Annotated in this window: 7 protein-coding genes; 1 reads left to right on the top strand and 6 read right to left on the bottom strand. The window is 43.8% G+C overall.

The window, feature by feature from the left end:
* The first annotated feature begins 125 nt into the window (after positions 1-125).
* Positions 126-923 carry a hypothetical protein gene (locus tag FN831_RS14830; protein ID WP_142528969.1) on the top strand — a complete coding sequence of 266 codons (798 nt, stop codon included), beginning with the start codon at positions 126-128 and terminating at the stop codon, positions 921-923.
* A 778-nt stretch (positions 924-1701) separates the two neighbouring features.
* Here the strand turns inward: FN831_RS14830 and FN831_RS14825 are convergent.
* The 6 genes from FN831_RS14825 to FN831_RS14800 are packed head-to-tail and all read right to left on the bottom strand — an operon-like array spanning position 1702 to position 11578.
* The gene (locus FN831_RS14825) at positions 1702-4275 is read right to left on the bottom strand and encodes a BamA/TamA family outer membrane protein (protein ID WP_246101543.1); all 2574 of its coding nucleotides are present in this window, start codon (positions 4273-4275) and stop codon (positions 1702-1704) included.
* Positions 4276-4322: 47 nt separating this feature from the next.
* Positions 4323-6683 (bottom strand): GAF domain-containing protein, encoded by a 2361-nt coding sequence (locus FN831_RS14820; protein WP_142528967.1) that lies wholly within the window; start codon positions 6681-6683, stop codon positions 4323-4325.
* Between the two features lie 10 nt (positions 6684-6693).
* Positions 6694-7563 (bottom strand): SdiA-regulated domain-containing protein, encoded by an 870-nt coding sequence (locus tag FN831_RS14815; RefSeq protein ID WP_246101542.1) that lies wholly within the window; start codon positions 7561-7563, stop codon positions 6694-6696.
* On the bottom strand, positions 7560-9611 hold the full coding sequence (ppk1, locus tag FN831_RS14810; protein ID WP_142528966.1) for a polyphosphate kinase 1: 2052 nt from the start codon (positions 9609-9611) through the stop codon (positions 7560-7562). The genes FN831_RS14815 and ppk1 overlap by 4 nt, the downstream gene beginning before the upstream one ends.
* 7 nt (positions 9612-9618) lie before the next feature.
* Positions 9619-10965 (bottom strand): Pycsar system effector family protein, encoded by a 1347-nt coding sequence (locus FN831_RS28140; RefSeq protein WP_142529155.1) that lies wholly within the window; start codon positions 10963-10965, stop codon positions 9619-9621.
* 25 nt (positions 10966-10990) lie between these two features.
* Complete coding sequence (locus FN831_RS14800; RefSeq protein WP_142528965.1) at positions 10991-11578, bottom strand: TetR/AcrR family transcriptional regulator; 588 nt, start codon at positions 11576-11578, stop codon at positions 10991-10993.
* Positions 11579-11709 lie beyond the last annotated feature (131 nt).

Genomic DNA, 11709 nt, shown 5'->3' with positions numbered 1-11709 from the left:
TGTGAATATTTCAAAATAAATCAACAACACCCGAATTAAATAAATGACGATTTTTTTTAATTAAATAACCAGTGTAAGCACAAACAGAATTAAGTTAGAACTTAAATAATTAAACTATTAAGATTATGAAAGCTTACCTGAAAATTCTGCCGTTTTACCTGTGCATCGGATTGAGCATACTGGCAGCCTGCAAACGAAATGATCCGGCACCGGAAAAAATTGCGGACAACAAACCATCAGTCCCCACTCTGCCCGAAAAAAATTTGGTCCCTACCCAGATCGGAACGGGAAAATCAAAAATGTCTTTCAGTTATACCACAAACTATTCCCTGTCCAAAATAGAGTATGGCGATGGGACAAGTACAGTACTGGAGTTTACCCCCGGCGGCATGCCCTATGCTCTTGTGCATTATGATGGTGAGGAAATGATTGCTTACACCGAATACAGATTAGATAATGCAAACAGAGTGATCAAAGCAGCGAACTATGCCACGACTGGAAATGTGTACAAAAAGGTTGGGTCTTACGCATTCAGCTATAGCAGTGATTTGCTGATCAGCAGTATTCTTTATTACAATGGCCAGGAAATACTAACCAATACTGAAGAGCGATTTTACGAGAAAAAAGGAAACCTGATCAGGGAACAAAACTCTAATGCTGCATTTACCGCAGGCTATCTTTATGATGACAAGAATGGCCTTTTTAAAAACGCAGGATGTGCCTGGCTTTTTGTAATTGAAGAGCCGGGCAAGCTCTTCCTGTCCAGCCTGAATAATATCAGCAGCTGTACCTATCCGTCAAAGCCAGCGAACAACCAGACCTTCGTTTACACTTACAATCAGGATCAATATCCCGAGACTATTTCATCGGTAATTGCTGGTGTAAAGCTTAGTCAGAAGGTTACCTACAAAGCGGTAGAGTGACCAGGCCTCCCAACCAAGTTCCAGTTTGCTAAACACCATTCTTTAGCGCAGGGGTTTAGCAAACTGGTCTAGCTCGCTGGTCTAGCATAAGGGTATAGCACACTGGATTAGGACAGTGGTCTAGCGTAAGGAGTTAGCAAACTGGTCTATAGCACACTGGTCTAGCATAAGGATCTAGCACACTGGTTTAGTAAACTGGTTAGATGATCTCTTAGATCGTCTTCAAAAAAAATGGTGTGCTGTATGCCGGCCTAGCGTCTTTTTGCGCAGCAATACTATGCAGCCGGAATACAGCACACCATTTTTTGTTTAGCAAACTGGTCTAGCTCACTGGTCTAGCATAAGGGTTTAGCACACTGGTCTAGCATAGGGGTTTAGCACACTGGTCTAGCACACTGGTATAGCACAGTGGTCTAGCGTAAGGGGTTAACAAACTAGTATAGCATAAGGGTATAGCACACTGGTATAGCACAGTGATCTTGCATAAGGGTTTAGCAAACTGGTCTAGCACACTGGTCTAGCACAGTGGTCTAGCATAAGGGTTTAGCACACTGGTATAGCACAGTGGTCTAGTACACTGGTTTAGTACACTGGTTTAGTACACTGGTTTAGTACACTGGTTTTAGCACATTGGTTAGATGATTCCTTAGATCGTCTTCAAAAAAAATGGTGTGCTGTATGACGGCCTAGCGTCTTTTTGCGCAGCAAAATTATGCAGCCGGAATACAGCACACCATTTTTTTGTTAAGAAACATCTCAACAATAGTAATCCGCGTATTTAAAAGTTAAACCCTACAGAAATATACGGCATTGTACTTTCCTTAGAAATCCCCACTGCTGCCTGGATCAGGATCAGATCAGCAGGCACAACATAAATACCCCCTCCATAACCATAATGCCACTTATCAGAAGATTGTCCCGGATACCACACCCTGCCAACATCATTAAACCCAAGCAATCCGAATGACCCCGGCACCACATAAGACGTGAAATCGAACAGCTTCAGCCTCAGGTCAAGGCTTTCGTAAGCCATTGTCCTGCCTGTAAAACGGTTAGTATGATAGCCTCTCAGGTTATGCACCCCCCCAAGCTGCATGAGCTGGAAATATTCAGGATTACCAAAGGTCGTCCCCCCGCCCACACGGTTGGCAATTACAAAGCCACTGTTGCCCGGGTTAAAATACGCGCGGAATTCAGATTGTACTTTGCCATAACGGTCGTGGTCGCCATTGAGCTGCTGACTGCCCGAAATCCTGGTATTCCAGTATAGCCCTTTTTTGGGTATCGCAATATTGTCCCTTGAATCATAGTTGATTTCGGTAACCAGACCTGCGTACGACTGATCAGCGAATACAGATTCTTCAGGGTTGCTCAGATCAAAATCTTTCAGGAACCTTTCGTCATTTGCACTGCGGCTGCTCGTATAATACTCAGTCGTTATACCCGCCCCTACCGTCCATTTATTCAACTTTTTGTACAGCTGGAAATCGGCCGTTAGGTAATCATAGCGGTTCCTGTAATACGAAATTCCCCGGTCTTTTCCTTCTTCCTCGTTCTGATCATCCTTATCATCCTGCACAAAAGCCGTTTCATTGCCGAGGCCGAAGAAGTTACTGAGGTTATGCGGACCCAGCAGCTGCGCATTTACCCTGAAATTATAGTCGCCAATCACCTTCTTAAAATCTCCGTTATAGCTTAAAATAAAGGCTTTTCTTCCTGTTGAGTAATCCACCCAGAACTCCTGTTTGGAGGCATAGGGATATTTTCTGAAACCCTGTTTCTGCAGGATCAGCCCAATACCCGGCTGGATACCGCGGTCCACACTATAATTCAGATGGAATAAAGGGCCAAACTGGTCATAGATATAATTGAATTTATGTTTGTTCACCGCAGTATCTGTGGATAAACGCAGTTTTGCAAGCGAGGCGGGCGGCAGATCATTTTCCTCATCCAGGCGGTCGTATACATAGGTATTCACTCCACCCTTCAGATCTGGGTTCAGCTTAAATGTATCCTTATCATCCCCGCCAATCATCCTTACCTTAACAGGCGATTTAGTTTTGCCCGTCACATCGAACACATCTTCACCAGCCATACCGTACAGGCGGATCTCCTTCGTCAGCGTATGATCAAAAGTACGGTGGTAAAGTTTCCTGCCCTGTCCGCCATCCTTTTTAAGGTTACGTATTGTCAGTTCTATATCTCCGTCCTTCTGATGTTTGATCTCAAAATATTCCCTTTTGTCCGACGCTCTAACCTCAACAGTTGTCGACAAAAAGCGGTAATAGTCCAGCGCAGTCTTTTCCAGATGGTCCCTTCTGGCAATCATGATACTGAGCGTCCTTTCCCCTCCTATCGTAAAAATATTGGCAGGAATTTTTGCCATAGCCTGTCTCAGCGCTGCAGCCGTGATCTTTTCCTGTACATATTTCACCTCTTCCTTCCAATCTTTTTCCGACAAAGCATTCAGAAAATAGCGGTCAAAGTTTTGCTGGTTAAAGTTATACTGATCTATGGCCCTGATCTCCTCCTGATATGGCTGGAGGTTAGCTTTCAGCCATTGGTGTGAAAGTACCCAGGGCAGGAGGCCCGAGGTACTGTAAAATACCTTATCCCGGTCTTTGGGTACCGGGATGTAAATTTTATCTCCTTTTTTATCTTCTTCTTTCAGCCAGCGCCAGTTATCTTCATGCCGGTCCCAGTCGCCAATAATAAAATCCAGCAGCCTTGCCCGCAGCAGCAGCTTCTGGTCTGCCTGGTGGTCATTATCTTCTTCCAGCTTGCGTTCCACCTTTAGTGTATTGTCACTTTCCTCAAAACCTATCGGTGAGCGTTCTTCAATCAGGTAAACAGCATTTGCGAAGTCCTTTCTGTATTCCTTCAGCCCCGGATCATCGCCCACATATACAATTTCGGGGTGGGCATGCGGAATATTCAGCAGATCGGCGAGCGGAGGCACGATCAGTGATCCAAAAGGATGGTTTGTAGCGATCTGGTCCTGTACAATATCTTTGGCAATCGTAGCCCTGAGGTTTTCGGGCAGGCCCCTCTCCGGATATTTTTGTACGGTCCTGAGTGCCCATTCATGTCCGGCGGCATCCTGCAACTGCAGCGATCGCGTCTGATTGCCACCACCAAGCTTTAAGATTTTCATTCCGCCCTTTTCCTTTTGCAGATCAATGATCCTCAATCTCACAGGCGTTGCCCAGAGTTTACGGTAGCTTTCTCCAAAAAAGAAGCGGTGTGCTTTACTTACAGAATCATAAACAGGAGAAATAGCTATCGTGATAGAGTCCCTTGTCTGATACTGCTGGGCTACAGCCATACAAGGCAAGCCTGTATAAAAGGCCATCGCCAATAAACTAATTTTATTCTTCCTGGAAACCATGTATAATTTTATTAAGCTGTGTTGTTCATCGCCACCTCAACCCGTAATGCCTTTAATCCTTCAACGCCCTGCAATTCTTCCACATCGATATATTCTACGAGACTGGTAAGCAGGTTAATTTCCTGCAGCCGATGAATATAGCCCAAATATTCCTGGGCTTCGGTATTGTTAAAATAAACAATCGCAATTTTGCCAGGCTGGGTGAGGCGTTCTGTGCTTTCCCTGACATGTGCTTTGTCTATTCTTTTTTTCACCATCTGATACCTGATGTTATAGCTGCCTTCCACATCAAATCTTTGTTCATCCAGGCGAAAACCGATATCAATCAGCTTATCATATACAAAAATCAACTGAGTTGTTTCCAGAGGGATCGGCAGGTGCGGCGTTAGGTTTCCGGTCACCTGTGCAATTTCTGCAATTGCCCTGAGCTGTCTGTAGCGGAAATCCGTCAGGAACTGATGATTAAACTTGATATCCGGAGTGATCGACTGGCCCAGGTAAATGTCAAACTCTACCCCGTCAGTCCTGAATTTCTCGAAATAGCAGGGATACAGCTCCTGCAGTTCTGCATTAAACTCATCCAGGTGGCGGTTTAGCGCATGGTTGATCATCTGCATACTCAGTTCGTAATTGTCCCTGTTCTCAAAAATCTTACCGCCGGGCTGCGTCAGCGTAAAATACTCGTCGATCAGCTCCCGTGCTTCCGGATGTTCTTCAACCAGCATATTAAAGTAAGACGGAAGCTGGCGCTGCAGATAATCGTCAGTTTTCATGATCTCCCGATCAGACATTTCATCAAAAGTCTTGTGGTTCCAGGCAGATTTCTGTTGCGGAAAATCATCGGTAAGGTCTTTCGGTATTTTTGCCTTCAGATGATCAAGCGTCACTTCTAGCACTTCAAAATGGGCATAGAGATCCCTTCTGATCATTAGATTCCGTTCAATGCTCGAGTTTCTGATATCCACTGCCCCATAAAAGGGATGTACATCCTCAAAATAAACCGGGTCTATCGGCAGGTTTTTTTCAACTCCGCCAGATTTCATATAATCATATGCCACCTGTATAAAGCGCCATTGTACCGACCGCTGCAGGGCCGTAAACTTATCGGTGATGATCGCAGTAATCTCGTTATTAAAGTCGACTATGATATTTTGGTACAGTTGGGCAAGCAAAGGGAATGCAGCTTCAATATTAGTGAGGATGCTGCCATTAAATGCAAGCGGATCATGGGTATATACTTCCAGGCAGCCCACCAGCTTTGCATTATAATACAGAGGAAAGAGCCCGTAGGAATGGATCCCGGTATCGCCGATCAGTTTCAATAAAGGAAATTCCTCGGAGTTGATGTTGCTCACGTCGGTAAAAATCAGCCGGCGGGGATGTGCAATAAAGCCATCGGCCAGTACAGTATACTCATCCTCGGGCAGGCCGTTCAGCTTTGCCTGCTTGATGATCACACTTTCAAAGCCTTCGTGGCTGTATAAGAGTGTCTTTTTGTTCAGCTTCATGTAGGGCAGCAGGCTGAATTCTATTGCAGGCGTCCCTACAAGCGATTTTAGTGCGTTGACAATGATTGAATTATTCCATCCTTCAAGGCATTGATTGTGCTCAATAATCGTGTTTTTTATAGCTTCCAGAGCATATTCTGCTGTAACATCAGTTAGACTGACAACAGAGATCCCTTCAACCCTGAATATTTCCGGCGGAATCAGCTTGCTGAGCAATTCAATGCTCGTGCTTTCATCCTCCATGTATTCCTTAATTCGGTCCAGCGACAGTTCAGGCAGATCGCCCTTAACGGTAATTTCCATAAAGCGGGAGTCGATGTTCATCCGGTAGTAGGTGAGCAGGTGCGTGTCCTGGTCTACTATCGATTTTATCGTGTCCTGCTGTCCCCCGAGGCTGAAATTATAAAAGCGCTTGAGGATCAGATTATAAAAGTTCCTGAGCTTACTTTTTTCCATGGCTTCTTTGCTGGGCAGCGCAATGTTTTGCTTCACATGGCCGTCTTTACCCAGCAGAACTGAATAAAAAGCATCTGTACCATAATAAAAGCAGGGCGATACAGGCCGGCCAAGGGCCCAAAGTTGTTCAGCCTCTTCATTGATGATCGGTGACAAAGCCGTGTATATCAACTCGTATAAGTGATTGTACCTGGAAGTTTCATTTGCCGGAACCGGCAGCTGCAATTCAGGGTAAACCGAGAACTGTTCCAGCAGATAATTGTAAAAATTAACTTTCGCTGTTTTTTCCTCACGTTGTTTTTCGGCAAGGAAATCCATAAAAGGCCGCAATGAAAACTGAATATCAGTTCCAATTGCCTCCCCGGTACCGCAAATGGATTTATTCAAGTCTAAGATTATTGCCTGCATCTTTTAAGGTTTATTTATGTTTAAACTTCAGAATATTACCGGCAGAAAGCTCATCGCCCTCATTGGATATATATAAATTCATCTGGTTATCAAAAGCCAAACCTTCTGGTTGATTAAAAACAGAAGAATTGAGACGATGCACACTTTTCACCTTCCAGTCTGGCGTGGCCACCACCAATACTTTGTTTACCGAAGAGAGGATATACCATTCCCCGGAATGAGGGTCCCTTGTCAATGCCGAAGCCTTTAGACCCGTTTTAAGGATCTCTTCCTTCTCGATCATTTCTGAGAGGTCCATTGAGAAATCACCCGACGGGATCAGTTCTTTTTTTGCCGTATTGTATGTAAAAATAGAGCCGGACATCGCTTTGTCTTTTTTATCGCCCTTACAGTTTTTGCAAAGCAGATAAACCTGGTTGGTCTGGTTATTGGCGTAGATGCTTTCATACTCCCCTTTTGGAAGTAAATCTTTGTAAATTTTGATATCGCTTATTTCCTCCTGTACAGCTTCGGCAAAAGGGAAAACATACAATGTGCCATCGCTTTCCAGTACAATGATCGTCTCATTCAGGATAGCAAGGTCCTCATAGTCTCCCTTAGATCCAAACACGGCATGTTTTTGCTTTTTGTTCATCCAGCTCTGTCTGAACAATCTGCCGTCTTCATCCTGTATGGAATACACAGTATCACTTTTATCCTTATAAAAGGCGATCCCCGAAATTTCCAGTAAGCTCTCCGGCATATTGAATTTCTCCGGATTGTTCAGATCATATCCTGCCGGGCTTGTAAAAGCAGGTTTTTTGGGCTTGCAGCCGCTCACTGCTGTCAACAGCACAAGGGGCAGGCTAAATATCATCAATTGCTTAAAAAATCCTGTCATATTGCATTCGTTGTTTCTATGGTGCTTGTTTCCTTCAGCAGTTCATAAATGGCCTGCTGAGAACTGATACGCGGCATTTTGGCCAAATAGTTATTTTGCAGTTCTTCATTGAGCTCAACTGCCTGAACAGTATCATTCAGCTGCAAAATAAGCATTTCCAGCAATCTAGCCTTTAAGGAATCGTCATAAACAGGAAAACATACTTCAATCCTGCCATAGATATTGCGGTTCATCCAGTCGGCCGATCCCATAAAAACTTCTTTATCGCCGTTATTATGAAACACAAATATCCGTCCATGTTCCAGATATCTGTCAACTATCCGCTTCACCGTAATGTTTTCGCTTTGTCCGGCAATGCCCGGAATCAGGCAGCAGACACTCCGGATAATCATTTCGATCTTTACCCCGGCATTTGAAGCTTCATACAATTTAGAGATCAGTACCTTCTCCTCCAGGTTATTCATCTTGATGATCATCTCCGCAGGAAGTCCCTGTTTTGCATGGGCAATTTCGCGGTCGATCAGGCTGATAAATTTCTGCTGCAGATTAAACTGTGCAACCAGCAGATGTTCAAAGTTAATGGCATCTTCCAGCTGGGGCTTCTTTTTCTTTTTGCGCAGAAAGCCAAACAGCAGCTGCAGCTCCAGCAGCATCTCCTGGTTGGCGGTCATGAGAATATGATCGGTATAAAACCTTGCGGTTGATTCATTTAAATTACCCGTAGCCAGCAACCCGATATAATGACTTTCATTGCGTACCGTTCTTTTCACCAGTGCAACTTTTGCATGCACCTTCATATCGGCATTGCTATAGATCAGCTTTACGCCGGCAGCTTTCATCCGGGAAGCCCATTTGATATTATTTGCCTCATCAAAACGTGCTTTAAGTTCTACCATAACAGATACTCTCTTGCCATTTTTAGCCGCTGTGATCAGTGCGTTTACAATGCGCGAATTATCCGCTACACGGTACAGGGTAACAGAGATTTCCTCCACAAAAGTATCATTTGCCGCCTCGTTGAAAAACCTGAGGATGGGGTCATAATTCTGGTAAGGGACGTGAACCATCAGGTCTTGCTGCAGGATGAGGTCAAACAATGTTTCCTGCTTTTTTAGGAACAGCATCTGCTGCGACGGCCATTTGCTATAGCTTAAATGCGGGTCCTGCAGGGGAAAGCCATTCAGGTCCTTCATATTATGGTAAAATCCACCCTGTACGATGGATGCCTTTTCCAGGTCCAGCGTATATATAATCCTGTACAAATGCCGCAGCGGAATACCGGGCTGGCAGAGGAAACGTGTTGCAAAACCCAGGTCGCGTTTCTTTAGTTCTTTCTCCAGGGCCGCTGTAATATCCTCGTCGATCTCATCATGGAGGTTCAGCTCAGCGTTCCTGGTAATTTTAATATTGTAGACCCCTGTTATCATTTCTCCGGGAAAAAGATAAGCCAGGTTATTTTTGATAATATCATCCAGAAAAACAACATACTTGCTGCCTGATGTATTCAGTGCAAAAAGCCTGGGCAATACATCAGAGGGAACGGTGATCAGTTCCAGGCGCTCTGTACCGGCCCCGTCACTAAGCATGATCGCCTGATACAGTTTGTTGTTTTCTGCAAAAAAACCATCATCGTCTTTCTCCACAGAAAACAGCCTGATATAGGCCAGTACTTCGTTAAAAAAAATACCCGCCACCTGCTCCTGAACAGATTCGGGCAGATCTTCATTGTATAGCCAGTGAATGTTTTCTTCTTTTAGTGCGGGCAGCAGGTAATTGGCCAGCAGGTGCCCAAAGCGCTCCTGTTGCTGGTTAATCAGGAACTGCGCCTTGTAATAGGGATTGTATAACCCTGTTCTGTCGTCAAAATTATCAATAGCCATCAGAACAGGCATTCTTACCCTGTAGAATTCATCAAGGTTGGAAGAATAGATAGACAAAAACCTGATCCGTTCCAGCAGCGGGACGTTCGCATTTTCAGCTTCCATCAAAACCCTTTCATTGAAACTGAGCCAGCTCAGGTCGCGGTTGTAGAACGTATATTCTTCCATAGCAATATTAAAGTGCAACCCAGGCTGCAGCAATTACAAAAGCAAGAACCGAACCGATGATCCCAAACATGAACACATTATAGGCAATTCTCAGCAAGCGATATTTACGGCCAAGTACAACTCCCTGAGAATAAACGTCCTTGATCAGTGTGCCATATAAAAATTCACGGTCTTCCATCATCTTCTCCATCCCTGCTACATATTCCGGCAGGTCCATACGATAAAAGTTACCAAAGAATAAAAGGTTTACTTTCTTCTGCTGAATATCTTCTGCAGTAAAAGTACCTTCAGGAACCGATGGCCTTGTAGCCAGAATGGAGAACACCATAGTGACCACACAAATGATCAGCAGTATCAGTGTAGGGATAATCAGGTGCGGGTTATCTTCGAGCTTCCGCAAAAGTATACTCAGGATAACTGATAGAATAATAGAATTTGTAGAGATCATGATATGTGCCTTGTTGTCCGCCATATCGCTTAACCGCTGGTTATTTCCCGAAGTGATCCTGAACATGGTTTCGATACCTTTGTCAGGACGGTCGCTTTTTTTCTTTTTTACTTCCTTGTCTTCCTTTTTCATAATTTCCTTAGCGTCATTCAGATTTTCAGCACTGCCGTAAACCTGCAGCTCGCTGTTATCGTTATCATCTTCTTTTGAGCGATGTTTTTTTTCCTTTTCAAGCTGCTTCTCTTCCTTTTGATGCTGCTTATCTTCCTTTTCGTGCTGCTTAACTGCTTTTTTATCCTCTTTCTCAGCTTCTTTAACTGATTTATCTTTCAGTTCCTGCAGGTTTAATTGTTTTTTAGCACTTAAAAGGTCCTGGCAGTACTCGGTATGATAATGGTGGGATTCAAACAGTGAGATCGTTTTTAATCTCCAGTCATTTTTATCAATATCTTTTCCCCAGCAGGCTTCAGCTTCCCTGCGCATCAGTTTGTTTCTGTCCTTAAAGTTATCGCCCCCAAGATGGAAGAGGTCTGCATCACAAATAATCTGTTCCAGCAGGCCTACCGGATGCTGCGGCATTTTAGTGGCCAGGATACAGTTGACTACCATTTCGGTTACTTCAGGTTCTGCTCCCCTGACATTCAGGAACTGCCTGGCAGACTCTGCGCCCCTTGCCTCATGGTGTTCAAAGCTAGTGAGATACCCGATATCATGAAACCATGCTGCGGCGTTTACCACAAAAAAATCATGATCAGACAACTGATAATGATTGGCAATTTTCACTACAGATTTAACTACCTGTTCTGTGTGGAGAAGGTTATGGTAAATTAGTTTATCATCTTTTTTAGCGTGGAAAAGGCTGGCTACATGCGCCCTCACCTGATCTAACACCTCGAGGTAGTTCATCATATAAATATGGCGGTTTAATTCATTAATTCCCAATTCCTTCAATGAGCATGTCTACCAGCGCATCAAAATACTCATGGGGTTGTATTTCAGGAGGATTAATTGTAAGGGGAAAATGTAATCCGCGGAAAGCAATAATCAGTATGAGAGCTAATTTATGGATATGCGTATCAGACATGTGTTTAAATTCATCAGATGCGATACCTCCCCTGATAATCTCAGCGATCATCTCAATCTGCGTATTTTCGTATTTCAGCCGCAGCGGCATCAGCATCTTGCGGGATTCAATCATATCTTCGAACAACACCTTGTACAGGCTGCGCAATTCAAGGATAGCGGCACTCTGCTTACTCAAAAAAGCTTTTAGTTTGCTTTTCGCAGAAGAGGCAGCATCAACTGCTTCCTGCAGATTTTTGATCACCGTTTGCATTTCATCTTTAACAACGGCTTCAAATATTTCATTCTTTCCAGGAAAATAACTGTAAAGCGTATTTTTTCCTTTTCCTGATGCAGCAGAGATATCATCTATAGTGGTCTTTTTCAGCCCAAATTTCCCGAAAAGGGATTTGGCTGCTACCAATATTTCGTGAATGACAATTTCATCTTTTTCCATAAGGAAATTTCTACCGGGTTAGCACCTGTTTTTTATTAATCCCAAAAGTATTGAATATAATTGTGTAAAATAATAAGATACATAATAAAATAATGCAGGTTTTGTTTGCCGAAACTCATTTTATATTTGAC

Source organism: Pedobacter westerhofensis, from assembly GCF_900182595.1.
Taxonomy (GTDB): domain Bacteria; phylum Bacteroidota; class Bacteroidia; order Sphingobacteriales; family Sphingobacteriaceae; genus Pedobacter; species Pedobacter westerhofensis.
Note: the sequence above shows the minus strand (reverse complement) of the source record. Positions and strands in the feature narration are given on the sequence as shown.

Bases quoted from the DNA above. Each gene is read 5' to 3' on its own strand.
- FN831_RS14800 (WP_142528965.1), bottom strand. From the start codon at position 11,578: ATGGAAAAAGATGAAATTGTCATTCACGAAATATTGGTAGCAGCCAAA.
- FN831_RS14830 (WP_142528969.1), top strand. From the start codon at position 126: ATGAAAGCTTACCTGAAAATTCTGCCGTTTTACCTGTGCATCGGATTG.
- FN831_RS28140 (WP_142529155.1), bottom strand. From the start codon at position 10,965: ATGAACTACCTCGAGGTGTTAGATCAGGTGAGGGCGCATGTAGCCAGC.
- FN831_RS14825 (WP_246101543.1), bottom strand. From the start codon at position 4,275: ATGGCCTTTTATACAGGCTTGCCTTGTATGGCTGTAGCCCAGCAGTAT.
- FN831_RS14820 (WP_142528967.1), bottom strand. From the start codon at position 6,683: ATGCAGGCAATAATCTTAGACTTGAATAAATCCATTTGCGGTACCGGG.
- ppk1 (WP_142528966.1), bottom strand. From the start codon at position 9,611: ATGGAAGAATATACGTTCTACAACCGCGACCTGAGCTGGCTCAGTTTC.
- FN831_RS14815 (WP_246101542.1), bottom strand. From the start codon at position 7,563: ATGACAGGATTTTTTAAGCAATTGATGATATTTAGCCTGCCCCTTGTG.